Origin of the sequence: Caballeronia sp. LZ065, assembly GCF_031450975.1 — a bacterium.
In the GTDB taxonomy this organism is placed as follows: Bacteria; Pseudomonadota; Gammaproteobacteria; order Burkholderiales; family Burkholderiaceae; genus Caballeronia.
On the sequence record NZ_JARUXV010000004.1, the window covers coordinates 1,520,675 to 1,546,394 of the forward strand.

The 25,720-nt window shown below is 65.2% G+C and carries 23 protein-coding genes; 15 read left to right on the forward strand and 8 right to left on the reverse strand.

The window, feature by feature from the left end; translation table 11 throughout:
• The first annotated feature begins 615 nt into the window (after positions 1–615).
• Complete coding sequence (locus tag QCE63_RS33515; RefSeq protein ID WP_309839192.1) at positions 616–1,170, forward strand: NADPH-dependent FMN reductase; 555 nt, start codon at positions 616–618, stop codon at positions 1,168–1,170.
• Positions 1,171–1,253: 83 nt separating this feature from the next.
• Here the strand turns inward: QCE63_RS33515 and QCE63_RS33520 are convergent, their stop codons facing one another.
• Both QCE63_RS33520 and QCE63_RS33525 read right to left on the reverse strand, forming a co-directional pair.
• Complete coding sequence (locus tag QCE63_RS33520) at positions 1,254–2,612, reverse strand: hypothetical protein (RefSeq protein WP_309839194.1); 1,359 nt, start codon at positions 2,610–2,612, stop codon at positions 1,254–1,256.
• Positions 2,613–2,791: 179 nt separating this feature from the next.
• Complete coding sequence (locus tag QCE63_RS33525) at positions 2,792–5,068, reverse strand: response regulator (protein WP_309839196.1); 2,277 nt, start codon at positions 5,066–5,068, stop codon at positions 2,792–2,794.
• A gap of 515 nt (positions 5,069–5,583) precedes the next feature.
• Here QCE63_RS33525 and QCE63_RS33530 point away from each other — a divergent pair.
• From QCE63_RS33530 to QCE63_RS33570, 9 genes are all read left to right on the forward strand, one after another.
• Positions 5,584–5,766: a hypothetical protein gene (locus tag QCE63_RS33530; RefSeq protein WP_309839198.1), complete on the forward strand. Its 183-nt coding sequence runs from the start codon at positions 5,584–5,586 to the stop codon at positions 5,764–5,766.
• Between the two features lie 110 nt (positions 5,767–5,876).
• Positions 5,877–6,245 (forward strand): response regulator, encoded by a 369-nt coding sequence (locus QCE63_RS33535; RefSeq protein ID WP_309819094.1) that lies wholly within the window; start codon positions 5,877–5,879, stop codon positions 6,243–6,245.
• The gene (locus tag QCE63_RS33540; protein ID WP_309839199.1) at positions 6,238–6,897 is read left to right on the forward strand and encodes a chemotaxis protein CheC; all 660 of its coding nucleotides are present in this window, start codon (positions 6,238–6,240) and stop codon (positions 6,895–6,897) included. Before QCE63_RS33535 ends, QCE63_RS33540 begins: the two co-directional genes overlap by 8 nt.
• 18 nt (positions 6,898–6,915) lie before the next feature.
• On the forward strand, positions 6,916–7,857 hold the full coding sequence (locus QCE63_RS33545) for a diguanylate cyclase (RefSeq protein ID WP_309839200.1): 942 nt from the start codon (positions 6,916–6,918) through the stop codon (positions 7,855–7,857).
• Between the two features lie 235 nt (positions 7,858–8,092).
• A complete protein-coding gene (hpnD, locus tag QCE63_RS33550; protein ID WP_309839202.1) occupies positions 8,093–8,941 on the forward strand; it encodes a presqualene diphosphate synthase HpnD in 849 nt (282 codons plus the stop codon).
• Positions 8,941–10,242, forward strand: a complete 1,302-nt coding sequence (gene hpnE / locus QCE63_RS33555) for a hydroxysqualene dehydroxylase HpnE (protein WP_309839205.1) — start codon at positions 8,941–8,943, stop codon at positions 10,240–10,242. The genes hpnD and hpnE overlap by 1 nt, the downstream gene beginning before the upstream one ends.
• Positions 10,239–12,218, forward strand: a complete 1,980-nt coding sequence (shc, locus tag QCE63_RS33560; protein WP_309839207.1) for a squalene--hopene cyclase — start codon at positions 10,239–10,241, stop codon at positions 12,216–12,218. Before hpnE ends, shc begins: the two co-directional genes overlap by 4 nt.
• 53 nt (positions 12,219–12,271) lie before the next feature.
• The gene (locus QCE63_RS33565; RefSeq protein ID WP_309839386.1) at positions 12,272–12,928 is read left to right on the forward strand and encodes a phosphorylase; all 657 of its coding nucleotides are present in this window, start codon (positions 12,272–12,274) and stop codon (positions 12,926–12,928) included.
• 128 nt (positions 12,929–13,056) lie between these two features.
• Positions 13,057–13,530, forward strand: a complete 474-nt coding sequence (locus QCE63_RS33570) for a hotdog domain-containing protein (protein WP_309839209.1) — start codon at positions 13,057–13,059, stop codon at positions 13,528–13,530.
• 46 nt (positions 13,531–13,576) lie between these two features.
• On the opposite strand, the gene QCE63_RS33575 is transcribed toward QCE63_RS33570, so the two are convergent.
• Complete coding sequence (locus QCE63_RS33575; RefSeq protein WP_404990220.1) at positions 13,577–14,554, reverse strand: MlaA family lipoprotein; 978 nt, start codon at positions 14,552–14,554, stop codon at positions 13,577–13,579.
• The gene (locus tag QCE63_RS33580; protein WP_309839211.1) at positions 14,551–17,217 is read right to left on the reverse strand and encodes an MMPL family transporter; all 2,667 of its coding nucleotides are present in this window, start codon (positions 17,215–17,217) and stop codon (positions 14,551–14,553) included. Before QCE63_RS33580 ends, QCE63_RS33575 begins: the two co-directional genes overlap by 4 nt.
• 267 nt (positions 17,218–17,484) lie before the next feature.
• On the opposite strand from QCE63_RS33580, the gene QCE63_RS33585 reads away from it, so the two are divergent.
• Complete coding sequence (locus QCE63_RS33585) at positions 17,485–18,102, forward strand: ABC transporter substrate-binding protein (protein WP_309839389.1); 618 nt, start codon at positions 17,485–17,487, stop codon at positions 18,100–18,102.
• Positions 18,103–18,106: 4 nt separating this feature from the next.
• Here the strand turns inward: QCE63_RS33585 and QCE63_RS33590 are convergent, their stop codons facing one another.
• The gene (locus QCE63_RS33590) at positions 18,107–18,745 is read right to left on the reverse strand and encodes a response regulator transcription factor (protein ID WP_309839212.1); all 639 of its coding nucleotides are present in this window, start codon (positions 18,743–18,745) and stop codon (positions 18,107–18,109) included.
• Positions 18,735–20,141, reverse strand: coding sequence for a cache domain-containing protein (locus QCE63_RS33595; RefSeq protein ID WP_309839214.1), 1,407 nt, complete (start codon positions 20,139–20,141; stop codon positions 18,735–18,737). Before QCE63_RS33595 ends, QCE63_RS33590 begins: the two co-directional genes overlap by 11 nt.
• Before the next feature lie 162 nt (positions 20,142–20,303).
• Here QCE63_RS33595 and QCE63_RS33600 point away from each other — a divergent pair, with 162 nt between their 5' ends.
• From QCE63_RS33600 to QCE63_RS33615, 4 genes are all read left to right on the forward strand, one after another.
• Positions 20,304–22,388 carry a carbon starvation CstA family protein gene (locus QCE63_RS33600; protein WP_309839216.1) on the forward strand — a complete coding sequence of 695 codons (2,085 nt, stop codon included), beginning with the start codon at positions 20,304–20,306 and terminating at the stop codon, positions 22,386–22,388.
• A 10-nt stretch (positions 22,389–22,398) separates the two neighbouring features.
• Positions 22,399–22,593 carry a YbdD/YjiX family protein gene (locus QCE63_RS33605; protein WP_309839218.1) on the forward strand — a complete coding sequence of 65 codons (195 nt, stop codon included), beginning with the start codon at positions 22,399–22,401 and terminating at the stop codon, positions 22,591–22,593.
• 140 nt (positions 22,594–22,733) lie between these two features.
• Positions 22,734–22,973, forward strand: a complete 240-nt coding sequence (locus tag QCE63_RS33610) for a type II toxin-antitoxin system Phd/YefM family antitoxin (RefSeq protein ID WP_404990237.1) — start codon at positions 22,734–22,736, stop codon at positions 22,971–22,973.
• On the forward strand, positions 22,970–23,365 hold the full coding sequence (locus QCE63_RS33615; protein WP_309839222.1) for a type II toxin-antitoxin system VapC family toxin: 396 nt from the start codon (positions 22,970–22,972) through the stop codon (positions 23,363–23,365). The genes QCE63_RS33610 and QCE63_RS33615 overlap by 4 nt, the downstream gene beginning before the upstream one ends.
• A 67-nt stretch (positions 23,366–23,432) precedes the next feature.
• Here the strand turns inward: QCE63_RS33615 and hpnH are convergent, their stop codons facing one another.
• Together hpnH and ispH are read right to left on the reverse strand one after the other, a co-directional pair.
• Complete coding sequence (gene hpnH / locus QCE63_RS33620; protein ID WP_309839227.1) at positions 23,433–24,587, reverse strand: adenosyl-hopene transferase HpnH; 1,155 nt, start codon at positions 24,585–24,587, stop codon at positions 23,433–23,435.
• A gap of 13 nt (positions 24,588–24,600) precedes the next feature.
• A complete protein-coding gene (ispH, locus tag QCE63_RS33625; RefSeq protein WP_309839228.1) occupies positions 24,601–25,563 on the reverse strand; it encodes a 4-hydroxy-3-methylbut-2-enyl diphosphate reductase in 963 nt (320 codons plus the stop codon).
• Between the last annotated feature and the right edge of the window lie 157 nt (positions 25,564–25,720).

Here is a 25,720-nt window from a genome sequence, read left to right on the forward strand (position 1 = left end):
GAATGCGATTGAATGGCTGATGCCCCATTGTTGCGACAACCGTAATGATTAGCCAATCCCCTGAGATTTTGTATGTAGAAGCTTCACAGATGCGCTCGAATGCGCGACTTGTCGCGAAATTGATTCGGCGTATCAAATGAAGCGGTTTTTTGTCACATTGATTGCATCGGTGGCGTCATTCGCCGCAGCAGACGCCGCTTTTATCCTTCGATCGCAGCGGCACGTGGTCAGCGTCCAGAACAGCGCTGCACGGCGCTCGCCAGCCGGTGAGCGGCTTGAATCGCGCAATTGAATCCGCAGTTGATTCGTTTGCGCGAGGTGCTTTGTTTCGTTTGCGTATCAAAACTAAACATGCTGTAGGCCTGCGTTCAACTTATCCACAGTTTCTGTGGATAAAGATGGGGATAGAGGGGCGCGAACCGCGTCGCAGTGCGGTCCGGGCTGGATTGCTCAATTCCTCGCAAAAATAGGCGCGCGACGAAATCCAGGCGTTTTCAGCTTTCATGCGATCCGCCTATCATGGGCACGCGCGTGTCGACCTCAACCTCGACCGCGAATGCGGACCGCTTTATCGTCCGTGTCACCCACCTTTGCATTCTTTGACGGGGAGATCTCATGGCCTTGAAGATCGCGGTGATCGTAGGAAGCCTGCGGCGCGAATCGTTCAACAAGCAGCTGGCGCACGCACTCGTATCACTCGCACCGGACGATTTCTCATTCGAGTTTCTCGATATCGGCAGCCTGCCGCTGTACAGCCAGGACTACGACAGCGACTACCCTGAGCCGGCGCGCGCATTCAAGCAGAGGATCGCGGAGGCTGACGGGCTGTTGATCGTCACGCCCGAGTACAACCGCTCGATGCCGGGCGTGCTCAAGAACGCGCTCGACTGGGGCTCGCGGCCGTGGGGCCAGAGCGTGTGGGGCGGCAAGCCGGGCGCGATCATCGGGACCTCGGTGGGAGCGATCGGCACGGCGATCGCGCAATCGCACCTGCGCGGCGTGTGCGCTTACCTCGATATCGCGCTGATGAATCAGCCGGAGATGTACATCAAGCACGATGACAAGCGCATCGATGCCAGCGGGAAGATCGTCGCGGACGACACGCGCCAGTATCTGCAAGCCTTCGTGGACAAGTACGTCGCGTGGGTGCGAGAGCGCGTGGCGGCCTGATAGCGGACTACCGCCGTCCGCTCGGCGATGGAAAAAAAAGCGGCCCGCGCGAGCGGGCCGATTCTGTTTGGGCGAACCGTGCTTCAGACGTGATGATGTCCCGTCACGCGATCCCAGCCATGACGCACGGCAGCCTTGAAGCGCTCCCACGTATGGCCTTCCGGATGACGGCCTTCCCAGTCGCGCTGCATCTCGTATTCCATCTGATCGTCCCACGCGCGGCTGCGGAACCGGTCGTCATTGCCGAGCATCGCGCCATAGCGGTACGCGCCCTGATAGTCCTCATAGGGCTCGCCGGTCGCCATATATTTCGCGTCGTAGTCCGCGCGGAAATCCTCCTCGTATTCCATGTACTCGTTCGGCACGGCTGAAGGCGCTGCCGATCCGCCCGGACCGACCGGGCCGGCGGCCTGCGTTCCGGCGGAAGCGATCACCGGGTCCGGCGACGACCCCACTGCGCGCGCCGTGGACGCCTGATACGGCGCGGCCGGTTCGTCGAGCGGGCTCAGCGGCTCGACCGAGCGCCATTCCGATCCTGTGTCCGTGCGCACGCCCGGCACCGGTTCGCGTTGCGTCATCGATTCGTCCAGCGCGGCACGTTCCGGAGGAACGGCTCCGGTCGTGCGCAGCGGATCGCGGCCGGCGAGGGCATCGCGCTCGGACAGCGAGTCGCTTCGCAGTCCGCCCGTGGTTCCGGTCAGCGGATCGCGCGCGCTGCTCATCGACGGACTTTGCGTTTGTGACCGCACCTCACGCCCGAGCAGCGGATCGTCGGCGGGATCGCTGATGTAATCACGCGGCGCCAGCGCGGCGGCGTCGCGACGCGTCAGCGGGTCGCCCAAAGGATCAGCGAGCGGGTCCAGAAGCGGTTCCGCGGCCACGTCGGAAGCATCGGTGCGCGGATAAGCGCGGGCGCCCGACCAGGTCATGCTCGGATCATTCACCGGCTCGCGGCCCGGCACGGCGCTGCCGCGTCCGAGGCCCAGTTCGTCGAGCACCGAGTGATCGCGCTCGTCCTCGGCGCGCAACGGCGCATCCGCCGCGCCGTGTTCGAGCGTGGTCCAGCGGGCGGCGCGTTCGTCGATGTCGATGGCACCCTGGTCCGTCAATGTGGCGCGCGCGATATCGGCCTGCTCGACGCTGGGCGTATCCACTGCCACCAACACCGCACCACGCCGCACGGCCTCCGAGTAATGCGCCACTTCGGGCGGCTGATCGCGGCCGCCGAACAGCATGCTGAAAAAGCGCTCGATGCTCGCCAGCATGCCGGGCTGCTGATGGGTTTCGGCGTCGGGCATGTCGGAGGGCGCGGCGGCATCGTCGCGTTTCGGGTTGGCCTGAAGTTCGATATCCGCGCGCGCGAAGCCTGCGGTCATGAGCGCCGAGCGTGCATCCTCGGCCTGCGCGTAGGTGTCGAAAACTCCGATAACGGTATGTCGCATGTGCGCCTCCTGAGGATGGGCGAAAGGTCGTACCGGCGGAAGAGTGCCGCCGCACATGGACGAGTTCACGCAACTCGCGTGCCGGATGCCTGCACCCGTTGGACGGCCGCGCGGACGCTCGGCAGCGGGCGCGGCTTTTACAACATCGTGTGCAAAAAGCCGGCTTTCGGAGACGTGGATTAACGGTCGATGGAACGCGCGTCGCGTTCGGCAGCGGAGGAGAGATCCACGCCCTGCGTGCGTGCGAGGATCGCGCGCAGCAGCGAGTCCAGCAAGGCGATGTCGAAGGGCTTCGACAGCACGCGCGCCCCCACTTGCCGCGCGCGGTCCAGTTCCTCGGCGTAACCGGTGACGAGAATCACCGGAAGATGCGGCTCGAAGTGCTGCAAGCGTTCCGCCAGATCGATGCCGTTCAGCTTCCCCGGCATATGGATGTCGGACAGCACGACATCGAATGGAAAGTCCGCGGGCGCCTGCTTGCGCGCGGCTTCGAGCACCGTCACGGCGGTATCGGCGTTGAAGACGTAAGTGACCTGGTGGCCCATCATCGTGAGCAGCGCCTCCGTGCCGGCCGCGACCTCCTCGTTGTCCTCGACCAGCAGCACGCGCAAGCCCTCCGCTTCCCCGGTGGCCGTCGCCTGTCCGGCAACCGGCGCGCCCTGCGCGGCCGGCGCGGCGCGCGGCAGGAACAGGCGCACGGAAGTGCCCGCGCCGATCGCGCTGTCGATCGTCGCAAGCCCGCCCGCGCGTTCGCAGAACGCAAAGACCTGTGGCAGTCCAAGCCCCGTGCCCATGCCCTTCGGCTTGGTGGTGAAGAGCGGCTCGAACGCGCGCGCGAGCACCTCGGCGCTCATGCCGACGCCGGTGTCCTCCAGCGCAAGCCGCGTGAAGTCGCCAGTGATCGGAAAGCCGTCTTCATGGCGGAACTGCACGTTGTCGGCGCGCACGGTGAAGGTGCCGCCGTTCGGCATGGCATCGCGCGCATTCACCGCGACGTTGATGAGCGCCAGCTCCAGTTCGGCCGGATCGACGCGCACAGGCCACACGTCCGGCGCGACATCGACGCTCAACGCCACCTTCGCGCCGAGCGAGGCGCGCAGCAACTCGCGCACCGACGGCACCCATTTACCGAGGCCGATCGTCTCGCTGCGCAGCGGCTGCTTGCGCGCGACGCCGAGCAACTGCCGCGTGAGCGACTGGCCGCTCTTCAGCGCCCGTTCCATCGCCGTAAGTTCGCGGTCGAGTCCGGGTGCGCCGCGCCGCCGCGCAATCTGCACGTTGGTGGAGACGATCATCAGCAGATTATTGAAGTCATGCGCCACGCTGCCGACGAGATTGCCGAGCGCTTCCATCTTGCGCGCCTGACGGTAGGCGGATTCGATCGAGCGGCGCATCGACGCTTCCGCCTGCCAGCGTTCCCAGGCTTCCTCCTCGATGGCGAGACGCCGCAGCGATTGGGCGATCACGCCCCACAGGACGATGCAAGGCGCGAAGATCGACAGCGCGAGCACGCTGAGATGGCGGTACCAGTCGGACCAGATCGTCGCGATGGGAAAGCCGCTCGACACGTAGAGCGGATAGTTGCCGATCCGGCGGAACGCGACGATCTTCAACTGGTTGTCGAGTCCCGACACCATCCGCACGACGCCGCTGCGAAGTCCGGCGCGATAGGCGTCGCGCAGCGGCGAGGCGGGCGCGAGCGACATGCGGCCGGGCGGCCGGGGCGGATACCACGCGAGCACTTCGCCGTCGATGCGCGCGAGGCCGAGCGACACGCTCGGATTTTCGCCGATCAGCTCGCGATAGAAGTCGGAGAAGTAGGCGGGGCGCAGCGCGATCGACACCATGCCGTCGAACTTGCCCGCCGGCGTGGTGCGGGCGACGGCCGTATTGAAGACCTGTTCGCCCGCGACGCGTCCCGTCATCACGCGCGAGATCTGCGCGAGCTGCTGGCCCGCGCGCAGGCTGGTGAAGTCGTCGCGGGTCGCGACGGATATGTCGGGCGTGGGAAACGTGCGGCTGGTCGCGAGCAGGGCGCCGTCGGCCCCGAACACCGACGCCGCGGCCACTTGCGGATAAGCCCCCGCGATCCCCTTCAGGCGCTGATGCAGGACCGCGCTATCGCGGCGAATGGCGCCGGCGTCGAGGTCGTCGAGCAGATCGACGATGCGCGCATTGAGCGTGACATTGAGGTCGAACACCTTGAGCGCATGCTCTTCGGCGACGCGGGCGCTACGGGCAACGAGTTCGGATGCGTTGGCGACGCGCTCGTGATAGCTGGTCCACGCGATGACCGCGACATAGATGCACGGCAGGACGATCGCGGCGATCAGCAGCGCGTAAAGCGTCATGCGCTGCGCGCTGAAGTTGCGCTCAGGAACCGCCGGCAGCGGCGATTCGTCCTGCCGCATGTCAGCGGCAGGTCCGGCGTCGGACTCGTCACGTTGCAGCGTCATTTTTGGCAGCGAGTTGGAAACTTTACCCGGGCAAATTGCTTCCGGGCGTCGTGCAAACGGGCGGAACGGCCGTCACACCGTCGTTTCGACGGTCCAACCGCAACGAGCACGCACGAAACATGCCGACGAGACCCTGCGCAAGAATCCGCCAGGTGCCAGAGCCCATGGATCAGCAGGCAAGTTAGCGAGATTATGGGCAGCGCAAACGTACACAAAAGTGACAACTTAACGTTACTCGCCACTGTCTGAGATGAATCATCTCATGAAAATGAAACTTGTATCGATTAAATCCTCGCCGTGGCCTTCAACGAGTTGCTTTGACATTCTGATAGTCAGACAATGTAATCCTCCGATGTATTCGCCGTCAGAGCGTCTCGGAGAACAAGCAGCCTCGCGGCGCGTACGGGGGAAGCAAAGGGCTCGAAAAGGCACAAGCCGGGCGAGCCACGCGACCAGACGAGGGACAAAAGGCCACGGTCCGTCCATCAGCCGGACCATGCAGGGGGGCAGGCAACATGACGCCGTTCGAGACCCACACCGCCGCGCGCCCCATGCACATGGCCGCTGCGCCGCGCACGCCCGCAGGCTGGCGCGCTTACGTCCACATGCGCCGCGCCTGGCTCATCGCCGACGACCTCTCCCGCCGACAGCGTTCCTCCGGCCGCCGGGCCAAGGCCTGCGCACCGGTCGATCCATGAAGTGCCTTCTTAAAGATCGCCCCGTGGATGCCGTAATGAACTGCGAGTGCATGCCGTGTCGGTCGACATGAATGTCCTCAGCCCGAAACCGCCCAACCATTCCGCCGCCCATGCCGTTGCCGATTGTCATTGCCGATGATTCCCTGCTCGCGCGCAAGGTGCTGACACGCGCGCTGCCGCCGGACTGGGACGTCGAGATTTCCTACGCCACCAATGGGCGGGAGGCGCTCGAGCACTATCGGGCGGGCCGCGCGTCAGTGATGTTCCTGGACCTGACGATGCCCGACATGACCGGCTATCAGGTGCTCGATGCCTTGCAGCACGAGGATCTGAATACCTTCGTGATCGTCGTCTCCGCCGACGTGCAGCCGCTCGCCCAGGAGCGGGTTCGCGCGCTTGGCGCGATCGCCTTCCTGCCGAAGCCGGTGACGCCCGAGGCGCTGCGTCCCGTTTTGAAGGAGTACGGTATCCATGGCTGACACCGCCCTGAATGAAGCCCTGAATGAAGCCCTGAACGAAGCCCTGAACGAAGATCAGCGCGACGCGCTGCAGGAAGTCGCCAACATGGCGATGGGCCAGGCCGCGACGCGCCTCTCGAAGCTGCTCGGCACCTTCATCGAGCTCTCGGTGCCGCGCGTGCGCGTGGTGAGCGTGGCCGAGGCGTCCGCCGCGCTGAGCGAGATGACCGGCATCACGGATACGGTCACGGCGGTGCGCCAGGGCTTTCGCTCCGACATCAAGGGCGAGGCCATCGTGCTCTGCAAGAGCGCCAGCGTGGAGCAATTGTGCGCGCTCGTCGACGATCCCTACACGCAGTCCACCTACGAGGCGACCACCCGCACCGAGCTCGTCTTCGATGTGGCGACCGTGCTGATGGGTGCGTGCGTGTCGTGCATCCTCGACCAACTGGGGCGTTCGCCCATCTTTTCGCCGCCGGGCATGCTTGGCGAAGACATCGGGCTGGACGAGGTCTTTCAGCCCGCGATGCTCGCGTGGAAAACCGCGCTGCTGCTCGAAGTGAATTTCGCGCTGGAAGATCACAGCTTCCGCGCTCATCTCGTGATGCTGATGGCCGAAGACGCCATCGCGCATATGAACGAAGCGCTCGACGCGCTTCTTTCCAGTCTCTGAACGCGCCAGGATCCGGGCATGAACGAATTGCGCCACGTGCTGAGTGAACTGGTGATCGAGCGCGTGGGTTTCGGCATTTTCGTGCTGGACCGCGATCTCAACGTGCTGATGTGGAACCGCTTCATGGCGGATCACAGCGGCAAGACGGCCGAGCAGGTGATCGGCAAGTCGATCTTCCTGAGCTTTCCCGAGCTGCCGCGCGTGTGGTTCACGCGCAAGGTGGAGAGCGTGTTCCAGCTGGGCAGTTTCACGTTCAGCTCGTGGGAACAGCGGCCGTATCTGTTCAAGTTCGATCACGACCGGCCCATCACGGGCGGGGTCGACTACATGCAGCAGGACTGCACCTTCATGCCGCTCACGCACGAGCGCGAGGTGCGCGCGGTCTGCGTGACGATCTCCGACGCCACCCACGCGAGCATGATGCAGCGCGCCCGCGACGAAGCCGTGGCCAAGCTGCAGGAGTTCGCCGACCGCGACGGCCTCACGGGCATCGCGAACCGGCGTTATTTCGAACTGCGCCTCGCTGATGAATTCCAGCGCTGGCAACGCTACGGCGGCGAACTGGCGATGCTGCTGTTCGACCTCGACCACTTCAAGCGCATCAACGACGAGCTGGGCCATCTCGTCGGCGATACCGTGCTGCGCGTGATGGCGGAGCGCGTCGCCCGGAGCGTGCGCGTGCAGGACGTGTTCGGGCGTTTCGGCGGTGAAGAGTTCGCACTGCTGCTGCCGTGCACGAACTTCGAGGACGCGATGATCGTCGCGGAGAAAGTGCGCCGTGCGATCGGCGAGACGCCCGTGGACGTGCAGGGCGCGCGCGTGCCGGTCACGGCGAGCGTCGGCGTGGCGCGTGCTCGCGCGGGCGTGACGTCGTCCTACGAGGCGCTGATCAACGAGGCCGACGCGGCGCTTTACACGGCCAAGCGGGAAGGACGCAACCGCGCGATCGGGTTCGCCTGACGGGCCGCGGTTCGCCGCAGCGCCCGACGGGCGCGGCCCGGGCGCAATCGTCAAAACTATTGATATACTCTGAGCCGCTTTCCGGCGCAGTCGCAGCCGGTTCGCGCCGGCCTTCCTTTTCGATCAGCCCCCGGTATCACACAAGCGCCAGGTTGTTCCGCGCGCATCGGGCTGTTTCCGAAGCCGGCGCACGATCCCTAAATTTGCCCGTGGGGGCGCCACAGCGGAGTCCGTCTTGGCCGTTTCCAACATCGTCGCTGAAGAACCCGCGCCCGACGCCGCCAAGGCATCGTCGGGCAGCTCGTTCTATCTGGCGATGCGCATCCTTCCCGCCCGTCAGCGGGACGCGATGTACCAGATCTACGCCTTCTGCCGCGCGGTCGACGACATCGCCGACGAAGGCACCCTGCCGCGCCGCGAACGCGCGCTCGCGCTCGACCGCTGGCGCGAAGACATCGACGCCTGCTATGCGGGCGCGCCGAAACCGTCGCTGCAGGCGCTCACGCAGCACATCCAGGCTTTCCAGCTGTCCCGCGACGACTTCCAGGCCGTCATCGACGGCATGGCGATGGACGCCGCCGGCGACATCGTCGCGCCCGACGAAGCCACGCTCGACCTGTATTGCGACCGCGTCGCGAGCGCCGTGGGGCGTCTTTCGGTGAGGATCTTCGGGATGCACGAGGACGCCGGCCGGCGCCTCGCGCACCATCTCGGGCGTGCGCTGCAACTGACCAACATCCTGCGCGACATCGACGAAGACGCCGACATCGGCCGCGTGTACCTGCCGCGCGAACTGCTCGCGCGCGAGGGCATCTCCACGAGCGACGCGGCGAGCATCGTCGCCGACGCCCGTCTGCCGCGCGTCTGCGCCGTCGTAGCCGAGCGCGCCAAGAGCCACTATGCCCAGTCCGACGCGATCATGGCCGCCTCGCCGCGCGCCCAGGTGCGCGCGCCGCGCATCATGTCGGCCGCGTATCGCACGGTGCTCGACGCCAATCTGAAACGCGGCTTCGACCTGCCGCGCAATCGCGTGCGCACGCCGCGTTCGCGCCTGCTGTGGATCGTGGCGCGCAATCTGTTCTGATGTCCCGGCGGGTCCATGTCATTGGTGCGGGCGTGGCCGGTCTCGCCGCGGCGGTCCAGGCGCAGCGGCGCGGCGCGCGCGTCGTGCTCCACGAGGCCGAGCCGTTTGCCGGCGGCCGGTGCCGCTCGTTCTTCGACGCCAGACTCGGCGCAACCATCGACAACGGTCATCATCTGCTGCTGTCCGGCAATCAATCGACGATGGCGTATCTGCGGGCCATCGGCGCGACGGATGCGCTGACCGGGCCGGCACACGCGGACTACCCGTTCCGGGATAGCGCAAGCGGCGACGCGTGGTCCATCCGCATGTCGCCGGGGCGGCTGCCGCGCTGGATCTTCGACGCTCACGCGCGCGTGCCCGGCACCCAGCCCGCCGATTATCTGTCGCTGCTGCCGCTGTTCTTCCTGCGTCCGGGACGCACCGTCGAGGAAGCCGTGCGCAGGAAGGATCGCGCGTGGGAGTTGCTGGCGCGGCCGCTGCTGCGCGTCATGTTGAACGCCGATCCCGCCGAAGCCAGCGCCGAAACGGCAGCCAGCCTGCTGCGCGAGACGGTCATGGCCGGCGGTCACGCCTGCCGGCCGCTGGTGGCGAAGAGCGGCTTGTCGCACGCGTTCGTCGACCCGGCGCTGCGGCTCTTGCAGTACGGCGGCGCGGATATCCGGCTGGGCGTGCGGGTGGCGGGCATCGGGGTATCGGGCACGGATTCGAATGAGCGTGTAAGCTCGCTGGCTTTCGAGCGTGCGCCGGGAAGCCTCGGCGGCGCAGCGGAGCCGCTGGAACTCGCGCCGGACGACGGCGTCGTGCTCGCCGTGCCGGTGGCTGCGGCGCGCCGGCTCGTACCGGGCCTGAACGCGCCGGACGCGTCGCGGGCCATCGTCACCGTGCATTTCCTGACCGGTGCGCCGCATGGATTCGAGCCGCTGACGTGTCTCGTCAATGGCCTGTCGGACTGGCTGTTCGTCGCCGACGAACGCGTGACGGTGACATTCGCGAGCGCGGATCGCTGGCTCGCGACGCCGCACGAGGAACTGGCGCGGACCGCGTGGCAGGAAGCCGCCCGGGCGATGCGCCTGCCGGCCGCGCCCATGCCGCCCTGGCAGGTCGTCGCGGAAGCGCACGCGACCTTTGCCGCGGTGCCGGCGCAGGAAGGTTTGCGGGCCGCGACGCGCACGCGCTGGCCGAATTTCACACTCGCGGGCGACTGGACGGCGACCGGCCTGCCCGCGACGATTGAAGGCGCGATCCGCTCTGGCCAGAAGGCCGCGGATGCGCTGCTGAACCCATCGATGGAACGCAGATGAACGACTTGTCCCTGTCGGCCGTGGGCGCGCAGGTTTCGAAATCCACACTCGATACCGCGATCAACCAGGCCACCGACACGCTGCTCGCGGGGCAGCACCCTGACGGCTACTGGCTTTATGAACTCGAAGCGGACGCGACGATTCCCGCCGAATACGTGCTGCTCGTGCATTACCTCGGCGAGACGGCGGACCTGACGCTCGAAGCGAAGATCGGCCGCTACCTGCGCCGCATCCAGCGCGAAGACGGCGGCTGGCCGCTGTTCGACGGCGGCAAGACGGACGTTTCCGCCACCGTGAAGGCGTACTTCGCGCTGAAGATGATCGGCGATTCGCCGGATGCCGACCACATGCAGCGCGCACGCGGCGCGATCCTCGCCGCCGGCGGCGCGGAGAAGGTCAACGTCTTCACGCGCATCCTGCTGGCACTGTTCGGCGTGGTGTCGTGGCGCGCGGTGCCGATGATGCCGGTCGAGATCATGCGCCTGCCGATGTGGTTCCCGTTCCATCTGTCGAAGGTGTCCTACTGGGCGCGCACGGTGATCGTGCCCATGCTGGTGCTCAACGCCAAGCGTCCGCGGGCGCGCAATCCGCGCGGCGTGCGCATCGACGAGGTATTCACGAATCCGCCGGTCAACACCGGCATGCCGGCGCGCGCGGGGCATCAGAAGCGCGGCTGGTTTGCGTTCTTTCGCGTGGTGGATTCGGTGCTGCGCGTCACCGATCCGCTGCTGCCCAAAGGCGGGCGCGAGCGCGCGATCGATGAAGCGGTGCGTTTCGTCGATGAGCGGCTGAACGGCGAAGATGGTCTCGGCGCGATTTTCCCGGCGATGGCCAACTCGGTGATGATGTACGACGTGCTCGGCTATCCGCCCGAGCATCCGAACCGCGCGATTGCGCGCAAGTCGCTGGACAAGCTGCTGATCGTCGATCCCGCCGACGATGGCGAAGCGTATTGCCAGCCGTGCCTGTCGCCGGTGTGGGATACGTCGCTGGCGGCGCACGCGCTGCTCGAAACCGGCATGCCGAAGGCGCGCGCGGCCGTGAAGCGCGGTCTCGACTGGCTGGTGCCGCTGCAGATCCTGGACGTGCGCGGCGACTGGATTTCGCGCCGCGCGCATGTGCGGCCGGGCGGTTGGGCATTCCAGTTTGCCAATCCGCACTATCCGGATGTCGACGATACGGCGGTCGTCGTCATGGCGATGGAGCGCGCCGATCGCGAAAACGGCACGGCCATGTACGGCGAGGCGATCGCCCGGGCGCGCGAATGGGTCGTCGGCATGCAGAGCAGCGACGGCGGCTGGGGCGCGTTCGAGCCGGAGAACACCCAGTTCTACCTGAACAACATTCCGTTCTCCGATCACGGCGCGCTGCTGGATCCGCCGACTGTCGATGTCTCGGCGCGTTGTCTGTCGATGCTCGCGCAACTCGGCGAAACCTCGTTGAACAGCGAGCCCGCGCGCCGTGCGTTCGAGTACATCGTCAACGACCAGGAGCGCGACGGCAGCTGGTACGGACGCTGGGGCATGAACTACATCTACGGCACCTGGTCGGCGATGTCCGCGTTGAACGCCGCCGGCGTCGCGCCGACGGACCCGCGCATGAAGCGCGCGGCGGACTGGCTGATCGGCATCCAGAACGCCGATGGCGGCTGGGGCGAGGACGGCGAAAGCTACAAGCTCGACTATCACAGCTACGAGCCGGCGATCAGCACCGCCTCGCAGACGGCCTGGGCGCTGCTCGGCATGATGGCGGCGGGGCTGGTGGAGCATCCGGCGGTGGCGCGCGGCGTCGACTATCTGATGCGCACGCAGCAGACGCATGGCCTGTGGGACGAGACGCGCTTCACCGCGACCGGCTTTCCGCGCGTGTTTTATCTGCGCTACCACGGCTATCGCAAGTTCTTTCCGCTGTGGGCGCTGGCGCGCTACCGCAATCTGACGCGCGAAGGCCTTACGCGCGTCGTGGCGGCCATGTGAGCGCTGACGCGAGTCGTGCTTCTGCCGGCAGGCCTGTCGTGGCCGTGACCGGCATGGCGTTCGAGGCGAAGATCGTGCGGGGGCCGGGCGTGGATGTCGTGTTCGCCGCGCGCAGCGACTGGCTCGAACGCGCGCTGTCCGACGCCATCGCACGCGGCTGCTCCGGCATCATCAGCTTCGGCACGGCGGGCGGTCTGGCGCCGGATCTCGCGCCGGGCGCGTTAATCATTGCGGATAGCGTCTGCGGGCCGCTAGGCGAAGTGCCGACCGATCCCGCCTGGTCCGCGCGCATCGTTGCCGCGTTGACGGGCACGCCGATGGAGCGGCTCACGCGGCGAGGCAAGATGGCCGGCGTCGCGGCGCCGGTCACGAGCGAAGCCGAAAAGCACGCACTGCATCATGCGACAGGCGCGCTGGCCGTCGATATGGAATCGCACGTGGCGGGCAGCATGGCGTTGGCGCGGGGTTTGCCGTTCGCCGTGTGCCGCGCGGTCATCGACCCGGCGTGGCGCACCTTGCCGCCCGCCGCCACGGCCGGTCTACGCGATGACGGCACCACCGCCATCGGTCCAATCCTGCGCGAGTTGCTGCGCCAGCCGTCGCAACTCGGCGGCCTGCTGCGCCTCGCCGGCGACGCGCGCGACGCCCGCAACACCCTCGTTCAGGCTCGCCGTGCCCTCGAAACGGCGCAAGCGCTCGTCGTCAACTGAAGCTTCATTTATTTCTTGTTTTCTGCGGGTTAACCCCTATCGCGATATAATCAGGGAAAACCCTAATTATCCGCGCCAGCTGATCTCGGTCGAGATCGCGGTGCAGGCAGCAGAAAGTGAGGTAACAGATGAATTTTCATACTCGCAAGTGGGTCAAGCCGGAAGACCTGAATCCCAATGGCACGTTGTTTGGCGGCAGCCTGTTGCGCTGGATCGACGAAGAAGCCGCCATTTACGCCATTTCCCAGCTGAACAATCAGCGCGTCGTGACCAAGTTCATGTCGGAGATCAACTTCGTCAGCTCGGCGCGGCAAGGCGACATCATTGAACTGGGCATCGCCGCGACGCATTTTGGCCGCACGTCGATCACACTGCGCGCGGAAGTGCGCAACAAGATCACGCGCAAGAGCATTCTGACGGTCGAGAGAATGGTGTTCGTGAACCTGAGCGCGCAGGGCGAGCCCGCGCCGCACGGCCGCACGAAAATCCGCTACGCCGATGAACTGTTCGAAGCCTATCGGCGCGATCAGGGCCCGGTCGAAGCGCCCGCCATGTCGGGCGATGACCTGTTCGAAGCCCAAGCCGAAGAAGCGGCCCATTGAGTGAAAAGGGCGCCGTCGAACGGCGCCCTTTTCATGTGGAGGGGACTTACTTGGCGGGCTGCGCCGCCGGATCGTCGTACTGCGGCAGGCCTTGCGCCTTGCTCGAACTGGGCGAGGGCGCGCCCTTCGGCGCATTTTCCGCAGGAGCCGGCGACTTGCCGCCGACGCCGCCCGCCGGCGAAGCCGCCGCGCCCGGATCGTCATACGTCGGCAAGCCTTGCTCCTGGCTGCTTCCGCCGCTCTGTCCCGGCGGCGCACTGGCGCCTTCCGGCGCGCTCGCGCCCTCGTCGCCGTAATCGGGCAGCGTGGACGCGCCGCCGCCGGTCAGCAGATACTGGCGGCGCTGCGTGTAGGCATCGCGGACGAACGCATATTTGTCGAGCGCGGCCGCCGAGAGCAGATCGGTCGCGCCGATCAGATCGGCCCGCGCGCTGACGAAGTTCACGCCATACAGCGGCCAGCGGATCTCGGCATCGGTATAGCTGAGCGGGTTCACGCGCCAGTCGACCAGCCAGGTGGTCGAGTCGCGGACGGAGCTCGGGCCGAGCAGCGGCAGCACGAGATACGGACCCGACGGCATGCCGTAATGCCCGAGCGTCAGGCCGAAATCCTGATGATGCTTGGGCAGGCCCGCCGGCGACGCGATATCGATCAAACCGCCGAGGCCGAACACCGAGTTCATCGCGATGCGCATCAGATCCTCCGTGGCATCGGTGATCTTCAGCTGCAGCAGGTTATTGGCGAAGTTGGAGAAATCGCCGAGATTCGAGAAGAAGTTGCTGACGGCGGTGCGGAACGGGCTCGGCGTGTAGTCCACGTAGAACTGCGCGACGGGCTTCGCCACGTAAGTGTCGAGCGTGTCGTTGAACGTGAAGATCTTGCGGTTCATCGGCTCGAGCGGATCGCGCGGATTGCGATCCGGGCCGGTCGCGCAGCCGCTGGTGGCGAGCACGCCCGCGATCGCCAGTCCCATCCCCAGGTTGCGCACTGCACGAGGGGTCAACGCCGTCGATCCCGACTTCATTCTTTAATTCCTCTTAGGTTGTCATGTCGTTGTGCAGCGCGCAGCCTGGCCCGGTCCGCGGCGCGTACGCGGCGCGGCTTGCCCATCAGGACAGGCTGGAAGACCACCGCGCCGACCAGCGTGCAGAAGAGCGACAACGCCAGCAGCCGCCCCATGCTGGAGGTGCCCGGATGATGCGAGAACCACAGGCTGCCGAACGCAGTGGCGGTGGTGGCCGCGCTGAACATCACGGCGTGCGTGAGGCTCGACTGCAGCAGCCGCGTCTGGCCAGAGCGCCACGCCATGACGAAGTAGATCTTGAACGCGACGCCCACGCCCAGCATGAGCGGCAGCGCGATGATGTTAGCGAAGTTGAGCGGCATCCTGAAGACAACGCACAGCTCCAGTGTCACGATCGCGGAAACGAGCAACGGTACCAAAGTTCTCAGAACGTCGCCAAAACGGCGAAGCGCGATCCACAGCAGCACCGTGATGGCGGCCAGCGAGTACAGCGCCGCCTGCTGGAACGACTTGATGATGGTCTCCGCCGAATGGCGCACCGAGATCGGCCCGCCGATCGCATCCGGCTCGGCCTTCTGGACGGCATCGGCGAAACGGGCGAGCAGCGCGTCGTTGTTCGGATCGGCGCCCGGTGGAATCTTCGGCGAGACATCGACCAGCGCCTGACCCTGCGGCGTCACCCAGGTCTCGACCATCTGCGCCGGCAGACTCGCGCGGGTGATTTCGCTGGGCGTCAGCAGCGAACGCAGTTGCGCAAGCGCGATGCGCAACGGGTCGGCCAGCGCGTGTTCGGCTCGGTCGCGGGTGGCGGCGTCGGCCTGGGCGAGCTTCGCGAGCGTCTGCGACAACTGCTTCGCTTCCTTGTCGCCGGGGCCGGGATGCTCGTCGGCGGCGAGCGACAGCTGGCTCGACACGCGTTTCAGCGCCGCGACCCTGATCTCGTCCGTCACCGGGGCGGCGGTGGGCTGATCGAGCGCGGGCAGCAGCGGGTCAGCGGCCGCCTTGATGAGCGCGAGCTTTTGCGGCTGGTCGCCGGGAATCAGCGAGGACAGCGTGGTCGCGCGTCCGACTTCCGGCAGCTTGTCCAGTTTCGCCGCGATGCGGTCCGCGTCGGCAAGCGACGGCGCGAGCACGGCGACATCGTTGACCGCGCCTTCGGGCGAATCCTTGAGCGAAAGCAGCGTTGCCATCGACTCGGTGTGCGGATCCTTCAGATGGAGCGGATTGAAGTCGAAACGCAGATTGAACAGCAGCGGCAGCGCGCCGATCACCACGACCAGCGTGCCGATCAACACCGGCTTGCGATGCTTGTCGAGGAATTCATCGACGGGCGCGAGCACCGGAAAGCCCGGCGAATGCGCCTCGCCGGGCGGCGCGAACACCTTGATCAGCGCGGGCAGCAGCGTCATGTTGGTGAGGTACGCGACGAACATGCCGACGCCTGCGATCAGGCCGAGTTCCGACACGCCGCGATAGGCCGTCGGCAGGAACGAGAAGAAGCTCGCGGCGGTCGCGGTGGCGGCGAGCGTCAGCGGCACGGCCACATGGCGCGCGGTTTCCGCGAGGGCGACATCGAGCCGCTTGTGCTTGTACCGTTCCTCGCGGTATTTCACGCCGAACTGGATGCCGAAATCCACGCCGAGCCCGACGAACAGCACCATGAACGCAACCGAGATCATGTTGAGCGCGTGGACCATCATGAGGCCGAGCGCGGCCGTGATCGCCAGGCCGACGAACAGCGTGATGAACACGGCCAGAATCATGCGTTTCGAGCGCAGCGCGACCCACAGGATCATCAGCACGACCAGAAAGGTCAGCACGCCGTTAAGCGCCGCGCCGTCCTGCACCGACGCGAATTCCTCGTCGGCGAGCGGCTGGGCGCCGGTCAGATGCAGGCTGGCGCCGTACTTTTTGTCGAGGCCGAGTTCGGCGGCTTTCGCGCGGATCTCGTCGGAGGTGCCCGCCGCCGCCTTCAGCGCATTGAAGTCCAGGTCGGGCAGGACGGTGATGAATGCGCGTCCCGGAGCATCCTTGCTCGACGACCCCGAATCCGCCAGCTGGCGCCACGAAAACGCGGCCGGCTGATTGGCCAGCACGCGTGTCAGCACCGTGTTGGCATGGCCGAGCAAGCCGGCCATTTGGCCGAGGTTGACTTGTCCGAGCGTCAGCGGCAGGTTGAGCGTGGTGTTGAGGGTTTGCGCGAGGCCGGTGAGCGTCGGGTCGTGAGCGAGCGTGTTGATGAGCGGACGCGCCGAGACGAGCTGCTTCGTCACTTGCTCGACCTTGTCGGCAGGCAGGTAGAGCAGGCCTTCGTGCTCGAAGAACGGGCCGCCGGAAGGCTGTGACACCGACTTGAAACGCTCCGGCTCCTTGGCGAGCGCGGCAGCGAGCTGGTTCGCGGCGGCATCGGCGAACTCTTGTGCGGGCGCCTCGACGACAATCAGCAACGTGGCGCCGCGCTGCGGAAAGGCCTGGTCGATGGCCTTGCTGCGCGCCGCCCACTCGGGCTCGGTCTCGATCAGCTGGCTGACGTCGGTGCTGATCCTGAAATGATGAACGACGTAGATCGCGCTCAGCACGCCGAGCAGCAGCGAAACGGCGATAATCCAGACCGGGCGGCGGATGGCGAGTGTGACGAAACGAGTAATGTTGGACGTCAGCATGAAGACGCTACCTGTGTGTCCTGTTATTTTTGCGCATTGCTGTGCGCGAAGTGCATGATGCCGATCGCCGGAAAGCGCATCGTCCGGGTAAAACGACGCGGTGTGCCGCGCAAGTATAGCGGGCGCCTCGACCGCGTCTGTCTTGAACTGTTGCAGCGCTGCGGTGTCGGTATACTGATTTCACCAACCGGCGGCTGCCGCAGTCCCCTTGCAACGCCCGAGGGCCGCAGAGCCCGCGCCAACAAACCAGATCAGAGAACGGGTGCCATGAAACGCTATCTGTCCATTTGCTTCGCTTTCCTCCTTGCCTCAGTGGCCTTCACGGGCGAGGCAGCCGCACAAACGAGTCCCGACGCCGTCGTCAAGAACGCGGTGGAGGGCACGGTCGACGCAATGAAGGCCGACCCGCAAGCACGCGGCGGCGACATGGCGAAGATCACGCAGCTCGTCGAAACCCGCTTCCTGCCCGCCACCGACTTCCAGCGCACGACGCGCATCGCGGTGGGCAAGGCCTGGGCCAGCGCCACGCCCGAGCAGCAGAAGCAGCTTTATGACCAGTTCCAGACGCTGCTGGTCCGCACGTATGCCGCGTCCCTGTCGCAACTGCGCGACCAGGACGTGAAGTTCAAGTTCGACTCGCCCAACGTCGATGCCAACACCAAGGACACAGTGGTCGAATCGCACGTCATTTCCACGGGCGGGGACAACCCGGTGCGCTACCGTCTGCAGAAGACCCCGCAGGGCTGGAAAATCTACGACATCGACATGATGGGCGCGTGGCTCATCCAGGTCTATCAGCAACAATTCGCGGGGCAGTTGCAGAAGGGCGGCGTCGATGCCCTGATCAAGTTCCTCGCCGAGCATAACGCCCGCTCGGCGGGCTGACGCGCTAGCGTCGGCGGTGCTCCACCGCAAACTTGATCAGCTCGGCCTGTCCGTCTATGTCCAGTTTGCGCTTCAAGTTCAGCCGGTGCGTTTCGACCGTGCGCACCGACAGTCCGTGCTGTTGCGCGATCTGCTTGCTGGAGAGGCCTTCCGCGAGCGCGTCGAGAATCTCGAGTTCGCGCGGCGTCAGGCGGTCGAGCGGGGTTTGCATCGAACGTGCCTGGATCATGCGCGCCGCCACGCCGGCGCTGAAGAAGGTCCTGCCGGCGAGCACCGCGTCGATGGCCTGAATGATCTCCGTCGCCGGCGAATCCTTCAGCACGTAGCCGCTCGCGCCCGCGCGCACCGCCTGCGTGACGTACTCCACGTTGTCGTGCATCGACAACATCAGCACGCGAATGTCCGGAAAGCGCTCGTGGAAGCGCGCCGCCAGTTCAATCCCGCTCATGCCCGCCATGCCGACGTCCATCAGCACGAGATCGGGCGGATTCGCCTCGTCGGCGGCGAGGGCGAGCGCGTCCGGGCCGTTGCCCGCTTCACCGATCACCCGCAGATGTGGCACGGATTCCAGGCGCGCGCGCAGGCCGTCGCGCACCAGCGGATGATCGTCGACGAGAATCAGGCGGGCGGGTTCAGCGCTCATCGGCGTGTCCTTGGAGATTGGGTGCGGCGAGCGGCAGCGGCACGCTCGCGACAATGACCGTGCGGCCCAGTTGCGAGTCGATGCGCAGCGCGCCGCCCAGCGTATCGAGCCGCTCGCGCATGTTGCGCAGGCCGAGGCCGCGCATGGGATCCGACAGCACGGCGGGCACGTCGAAGCCGACGCCGTTGTCCGTGATGTCGAGCGTCACCGCGTGCTTCGCAACAGCAAGTGTCAGTTGCACGCGTGAAGCCCTGGCGTGCCGCGTGATGTTGTTGAGCGCTTCTTGTGCAATGCGGAACAGCACGGTGTTGACAGTGTCCGGCAGGCTTTCACCCTGAGCGCTCACGTTGATACGCACTTCGATGCCGTCCTGCCCGTCGGATTCGCGCGCGAGTTGTTCGAGCGCGGCGGCGAGGCCGAGATCGTCGAGCATCGCGGGGCGCAGCGCGTGCGAGATGCGCCGCACTTCGCGCAGCGTGCCGGCGAGGCGCCCGAGGCCGGTCGAGAGCGCGGCTTCGGCGGTGGGTTCGCGCGCCGCGCCGCGTTCGAAGCGCGCCAGCGCCGATTCGAGCAGCAGCTTCACCGACACCAGCATCTGACTGATGCCGTCGTGCAGCTCGCGCGAGAGGCGCGCGCGTTCCTGTTCCTGAGATTCCACCACTTGCCGCGCGAGGCGCCGGAGCTTGGCGTCCGCGCTGCGATGTTCGCTGATGTTCAGCACGGCGGCGCAGATCGCGATGACGGCGAGCGCCGCCAGTGCAATGACGCCGATCCATGTCAGCGTGCGCGCGATGTTCGAGGCGGCGCGGTCGTCGATGCGCGCGAGCGTCGTCTCCACGTCTTCCAGATAGATGCCGGTGCCCTTCATCCAGCCCCAGCGGTCGAGCGGTACGACATAGCCAAGCTTTGGCGCGAGCAATCCCGTCGATGGCCTGCGCCACACGTAGCGCACATAGCCGCCGCCTTGCGAGGCTTGACGGATGAGTTCCTGGATGGTCAGCGCGCCGTGCGGATCGCGCATCAGCCACAGGTCGCGGCCGACCAGATCGGGCTGGCGTGGATGCATCAGCGACAGGCCGTGCATCGTGTAGACGAAGAAATAGCCGTCCTGGCCGAAGTCGAGCCTTTGCAGGGCTTCCAGTGCGAGGCGGCGGCGCTCGTCATCGCTGCGCGGGTCGCTCGCAGGCGCGTCGTAATACGGCGCGATGGTGCTCTTCGCGATCTCCACGTAATGCCGCAGTTCGATCTCCTTGCTCGAGATGTACGCCGCCTGCGTGGTCGCGTGCTGAACCTGCGCGAGCGACTGCGCCTGCTGCCGCACGCCATAGGTGATGCCGCCGATCGCGAGCGCGAACGGCACGATGGCCAGCAGAAAGATTTTTGCCTTGAGATTCATCGAAACAGGGTTTTCCGCTACGTGAAGGCACGCAGCGCGCGTACGTAGTCATGCGCTTGTAAGCGTTCCAGCGAAAGCGAATACTACCGCCCAATGCGTCATCGCGGCGCATGCCACGACCACGGAGCCTGGCTCTCAAGGTCATACAATCAAGGAGACACCATGAATCGGGCTTCAGGATTCCTGGTCTGGATCGCGCTCGCGCTGCTGGGCGCGTTCGCATTCGGCACCATCGCGCTCGCGCACGGCGAACGCATCAGCGCACTGTGGATCGTCATCGCGGCGGTCTGTGTCTATCTCATCGCTTACCGGCTCTATTCGCGTTTCATCGCAGGCAAGGTGCTGCAACTCGACGGCCTGCGCATGACGCCGGCCGTTCGTCACAACGACGGCCTCGACTACGTTCCCACCAACAAATACGTGCTGTTCGGACATCACTTCGCGGCCATCGCGGGCGCCGGCCCGCTGGTGGGTCCGGTGCTGGCCGCGCAGATGGGCTACACGCCCGGCATGCTGTGGATTCTTGCCGGCGTCGTGTTCGCGGGCGCGGTGCAGGACTTCGTGATCCTGTTCATCTCGACGCGCCGCGACGGCCGCTCGCTCGGCGATCTCATCAAGATGGAACTCGGCACCGTGCCCGGCGTGATCGCGCTGTTCGGCACGTTCCTCATCATGGTGATCATTCTGGCGGTGCTCGCGTTGATCGTCGTGAAGGCGCTGACGAATTCGCCGTGGGGCACTTTCACCGTCGCCGCGACGATTCCCATCGCGATCTTCATGGGCCTGTACACGCGCTATATCCGTCCGGGACGGATCGGCGAAGTGTCCATCGTCGGCTTTGTGTTGCTGATGCTCGCGATTACCTTCGGCGGACATGTGGCGGCATCGCCGGCCATCGCGCCGTGGTTCACGTTCACCGGCACGCAGCTCGTGTGGATCCTGATCGGCTATGGCTTCGTTGCGTCGGTCCTGCCGGTGTGGCTGCTGCTCGCCCCGCGCGATTACCTGTCGACCTTCCTCAAGATCGGCACCATCGTCGGCCTCGCGATCGGCATCCTGATCGTCGCGCCCGAACTCAAGATGCCGGCTTTCACCAAGTTCGTCGACGGCAGCGGTCCGGTGTGGTCGGGCAATCTGTTCCCGTTCCTCTTCATCACGATTGCGTGCGGCGCGGTGTCGGGCTTTCATGCGCTGATCTCGTCGGGCACGACGCCCAAGATGATCGACAACGAAATCAACATGCGCTTCATCGGCTATGGCGCGATGCTGATGGAATCGTTCGTCGCGATCATGGCGCTGGTGGCAGCGTGCGTGATCGAACCGGGTATCTACTTCGCGATGAACAGCCCGGCCGCGTTGCTCGGCAGCACGCCGGAGGCGGTCGCGCAGACGGTATCGGGATGGGGCTTCATGCTGACGCCGGACATGCTGACATCGACGGCGAAGGCGGTCGGCGAGACCACCATCGTCGCGCGGGCCGGTGGTGCGCCGACACTCGCGGTCGGCATGGCGCACATTCTTCATCAGGTGATCGGCGGCGAGACGATGATGGCGTTCTGGTATCACTTCGCCATCCTGTTCGAGGCGCTCTTTATCCTGACGGCCGTCGATGCCGGTACGCGCGCCGGCCGCTTCATGCTGCAGGATCTGCTCGGTACGTTCCATCCGGCACTGCGCCGCACAGAATCGTTGCCGGCGAACCTGATCGCGACGGCGCTGTGCGTGGCCGCCTGGGGTTACTTTCTGTATCAGGGCGTGGTCGATCCGTTCGGCGGCATCAATACCTTGTGGCCGTTGTTTGGCATCTCGAACCAGATGCTGGCGGGAATCGCGTTGATCCTCGGCACTGTCGTGCTGTTCAAGATGAAGCGCGAGCGCTATGCGTGGGTGACGCTCGTGCCGGCCGCATGGCTGCTGATCTGCACGCTGACCGCGGGCTGGCAGAAGATCTTCGATGCCAATCCGAAGATCGGTTTCCTCGCGCACGCCGGCAAGCTGCGCGACGCCTACGACGCGGGCAAGGTCATGGCGCCGGCCAAGTCGCTGCCGGAGATGCAACGCATCATCTTCAATGACTATGTCGATGCAGCGCTTGCGGGCCTGTTCATCTTCGTGGTGTTGAGCATCGCGGTGTACGGCGTCATGACGGTGCTGCGCGCGCGTCGCGAAGCCCGGCCGACAGTGCGCGAAACGCCGTTCGAGCCGATGCCCTCGGGAGCGGGCGCGGCAGTGCGCTCGGGACATTGAGGAAGCGGCGATGTTCGACGATCTTCGACAAGCGGGACGGTATCTCGGCCAGACAATGCGCCTGATGGTCGGGATGCCCGACTACGATGCCTACGTCACGCACATGCAGGCGACGCATCCCGACAAAGCGGTGATGTCGTACGCGGAGTTTTTTCGCGAGCGGCAGGAAGCGAGGTATGGGACGGGGGCGGGGAAGTGTTGTTGAGGTGAAGCCGATGCTTCGCTGATATCGAGAACGCGACGGTGATGAGCCGTCGCGTTTTTGTTGGGCACCCGAAAATGTCCGCTTTGCCTAACCCATTCGGACGAGGCTAAAATGACCACTTGCAAGTGACCATAGAAGCTATCATGACTTTCAAGCGAGTTTCGAAATCGGAGTTCAAGGCAAAGGCGCTCGAATACTTCCGGCTCGTCGAATCCACAGGAGAGAGCATGATCGTGACGGACCATGGAAAGCCGGTTCTCGAAATACGGCGGTACGAAGGTTCATCGCTTACGCCGCTGGAAGAACTGCGGGGAAGCGTGTTGTTCTGCAAGGACGCTTTCGAGCCTCTCGGTCCAGATGACTGGGAGGCGTATAAATGATCGTGCTGGACACGCACACACTGCTTTGGTGGCTGGGTGGCGGCACGCTCAGCAAACCGGCAAGTGCAGCGATCAATGACGAAGCCAGCGAAGGCGGAGAAATCATCATCTCGGCCATCAGCGCGTGGGAAATTGCGCTACTGGTCAGGCGAGGCAAGATCGCCTTGTCGATGGATGTCAGCGACTGGGTGGAGAAAGTTGGCCGCATAGCCGCGGTTCAGTTCATGCCGGTGGATAACAGCATCGCCATCCGGTCAATCGATCTGCCCGGGCGGTTTCACAACGATCCGGCTGATCGCGTCATCGTTGCAACGGCGCGCGCGTTGTCTGCTCCGGTGGTCACCAAGGATCGTTTGATCCGCAGGTATGAGCACGTCGAAACGATCTGGTAGATAAAAGCAAAAAAGCGGATGACCGAAGCCACCCGCTTTTCGCAGATCGGAACCGACAACCGCCGCCTTAATTCGCGACAGCCGCCGTTTTCGCGCCCCTGTTCTTCTTCATGCGTCCGATCTCTTCCAGCTTGATTTCCACATGCTTCGAGAACACGAATTCAGCCGGACGCTGCTTGTCGAACGGCAGGTCCTTCGCGAACGCGCCTGTCGTGCGCGGCCCCCGAAGCGCAATCTTCGCCGCCTTGAGCGGATGCGCCACCGTGTCCATCACGGCAGTCGCTTCGAAGCCGCAGTGGACCATGCAGTCCGCGCACTTCTCATACTTGCCCGTGCCGTACTTGTCCCAGTCGGTGGTTTCCATCAGTTCCTTGAAGGTCTTCACATAACCTTCGCCGACCAGATAGCACGGCTTCTGCCAGCCGAACACCGTGCGCGCCGGGTTGCCCCACGGCGTGCATTCATACGTCTGATTGCCCGCGAGGAAGTCGAGGAACAGCGTCGACTGGCTGAACGACCAGTTCTTGCCGTTGTTGCCGCGCTTGAAAATCTCGCGGAACAACGTCTTGGTCTTGTCGCGGTTCAGGAAGTGCTGCTGGTCCGGCGCGCGTTCGTACGCATAGCCCGGCGACACCGTGATCCCGTCCACGCCGATCGGACCCAGCGTGTCGAAGAACTTCGCCACGCGCTCCGGCTCGGCGTCGTTGAACAGCGTGCAGTTGATGTTCACGCGGAAGCCACGGCGCTTCGCTTCCTTGATGGCCGCGACCGCCTTGTCGTACGTGCCCGGCTGCGACACCGAGTGATCATGCGCTTCGCGGTCGCCGTCCAGATGCACGGACCAGACGAAATACGGGCTCGGCTCGTAATCGTCCATCTTCTTTTCCATCAGCAGCGCGTTCGTGCAGAGATACACGAACTTCTTGCGCGCCATGATGCCCTTCACGATCTGCGGCATTTCCTTGTGCAGCAGCGGCTCGCCGCCCGCGATGGAAACCACCGGCGCGCCGCATTCGTCGACCGCGCCGAGACACTCTTCCAGCGACAGGCGCTGGTTCAGGATCGGATCCGGATAGTCGATCTTGCCGCAGCCGTTACAGGCGAGATTGCAGCGGAACAGCGGTTCGAGCATCAGCGCGAGCGGATAGCGCTTGTTGCGGCTCAAGTGCTGCTTGAAGATGTAGGCGCCGACACGCGCCTTCTGAAGCATCGGAATAGACAATTGCCTGCTCTCCTTATTCTTCGCGAATGGCCGTGGCCGCAACGGCGGCGAGCGGCTGCATGAGCTTCGCGGGGAGTTTGAATTCGACCTTTTCCTCGCGGCCGTTCATCGTCGTGACTTCGACGGGTCCGAACGCGCGCAGGGCATCGATCACATGTTTGACCATTTCTTCAGGCGCCGATGCGCCCGCCGTGATGCCGACCGTCTGCACGTCGGCGAACCATTCCGGCCTGATCTCCGAACCGTCCGCCACGAGGTAGCTCGGCACGCCGCTTTCGGCGCCGATTTCCCGCAGACGGTTTGAATTGGAACTATTGGTGGCGCCGACCACGAGCAACACGTCCACCTGGTCCGACAGCTCGCGCACCGCAGCCTGCCGGTTTTGCGTCGCGTAACAGATATCGCGCGTGTCCGGCCCGACGATATCGGTAAAACGGCGCTGCAAGGCGTCGATGATGCCGCGCGTGTCGTCGACGGACAGCGTGGTTTGCGTGACGTACGCCATCGGGGTATCGATGTCGAGCGTCAGCTTCCCGACTTCCGCCTCGCTTTGCACCAGCACGACCTTGCCCGGAATCTGGCCGACAGTGCCTTCCACTTCCGGATGTCCCGCGTGGCCGATCAGAATCAGCGTGCGGCCCTGCGAGACATATTGCCGCCCTTGCACGTGAACCTTGGTGACGAGCGGGCAGGTGGCGTCGAGCACGTCGAGACCGCGCGCGTCGGCATCTTCCTCGACGCTGCGCGCCACGCCGTGTGCACTGAAAATGGCCACCGCGCCATGCGGCACCTCATCCAGTTCCTCGACGAAGCGCGCACCCTTGCTGCGTAAATTGTCGACCACATGACGATTGTGAACGATCTCATGACGCACATAGACGGGTGCGCCATGCCGTTCGAGGGCCCGATCGACGATCTCGATCGCACGGACCACGCCCGCACAAAAGCCGCGGGGTTGAGCAAGGATGATACGCATATTCGAACGAACTCCGACTGACGCGGGTTTCGGGGTTGGCCGGCGGCGAGCTCGCAAGGTTCCGGCGCGCTTTTCCAGCAATTCAGGCTGCATGACGACTGTTGAACTCGACAGTGGAACCCACGGCGAAGAAGCCAAAATAGCAGACCGGAAAAAA

What these genes read in the sequence shown, in the direction of transcription:
- QCE63_RS33515 (WP_309839192.1), top strand. Translation starts at nt 616, where the DNA reads ATGGCCTTGAAGATCGCGGTGATCGTAGGAAGCCTGCGGCGCGAATCG.
- QCE63_RS33520 (WP_309839194.1), bottom strand. Translation starts at nt 2,612, where the DNA reads ATGCGACATACCGTTATCGGAGTTTTCGACACCTACGCGCAGGCCGAG.
- QCE63_RS33525 (WP_309839196.1), bottom strand. Translation starts at nt 5,068, where the DNA reads ATGACGCTGCAACGTGACGAGTCCGACGCCGGACCTGCCGCTGACATG.
- QCE63_RS33530 (WP_309839198.1), top strand. Translation starts at nt 5,584, where the DNA reads ATGACGCCGTTCGAGACCCACACCGCCGCGCGCCCCATGCACATGGCC.
- QCE63_RS33535 (WP_309819094.1), top strand. Translation starts at nt 5,877, where the DNA reads ATGCCGTTGCCGATTGTCATTGCCGATGATTCCCTGCTCGCGCGCAAG.
- QCE63_RS33540 (WP_309839199.1), top strand. Translation starts at nt 6,238, where the DNA reads ATGGCTGACACCGCCCTGAATGAAGCCCTGAATGAAGCCCTGAACGAA.
- QCE63_RS33545 (WP_309839200.1), top strand. Translation starts at nt 6,916, where the DNA reads ATGAACGAATTGCGCCACGTGCTGAGTGAACTGGTGATCGAGCGCGTG.
- hpnE (WP_309839205.1), top strand. Translation starts at nt 8,941, where the DNA reads ATGTCCCGGCGGGTCCATGTCATTGGTGCGGGCGTGGCCGGTCTCGCC.
- shc (WP_309839207.1), top strand. Translation starts at nt 10,239, where the DNA reads ATGAACGACTTGTCCCTGTCGGCCGTGGGCGCGCAGGTTTCGAAATCC.
- QCE63_RS33565 (WP_309839386.1), top strand. Translation starts at nt 12,272, where the DNA reads ATGGCGTTCGAGGCGAAGATCGTGCGGGGGCCGGGCGTGGATGTCGTG.
- QCE63_RS33570 (WP_309839209.1), top strand. Translation starts at nt 13,057, where the DNA reads ATGAATTTTCATACTCGCAAGTGGGTCAAGCCGGAAGACCTGAATCCC.
- QCE63_RS33575 (WP_404990220.1), bottom strand. Translation starts at nt 14,554, where the DNA reads ATGAAGTCGGGATCGACGGCGTTGACCCCTCGTGCAGTGCGCAACCTG.
- QCE63_RS33580 (WP_309839211.1), bottom strand. Translation starts at nt 17,217, where the DNA reads ATGCTGACGTCCAACATTACTCGTTTCGTCACACTCGCCATCCGCCGC.
- QCE63_RS33585 (WP_309839389.1), top strand. Translation starts at nt 17,485, where the DNA reads ATGAAACGCTATCTGTCCATTTGCTTCGCTTTCCTCCTTGCCTCAGTG.
- QCE63_RS33590 (WP_309839212.1), bottom strand. Translation starts at nt 18,745, where the DNA reads ATGAGCGCTGAACCCGCCCGCCTGATTCTCGTCGACGATCATCCGCTG.
- QCE63_RS33595 (WP_309839214.1), bottom strand. Translation starts at nt 20,141, where the DNA reads ATGAATCTCAAGGCAAAAATCTTTCTGCTGGCCATCGTGCCGTTCGCG.
- QCE63_RS33600 (WP_309839216.1), top strand. Translation starts at nt 20,304, where the DNA reads ATGAATCGGGCTTCAGGATTCCTGGTCTGGATCGCGCTCGCGCTGCTG.
- QCE63_RS33605 (WP_309839218.1), top strand. Translation starts at nt 22,399, where the DNA reads ATGTTCGACGATCTTCGACAAGCGGGACGGTATCTCGGCCAGACAATG.
- QCE63_RS33615 (WP_309839222.1), top strand. Translation starts at nt 22,970, where the DNA reads ATGATCGTGCTGGACACGCACACACTGCTTTGGTGGCTGGGTGGCGGC.
- ispH (WP_309839228.1), bottom strand. Translation starts at nt 25,563, where the DNA reads ATGCGTATCATCCTTGCTCAACCCCGCGGCTTTTGTGCGGGCGTGGTC.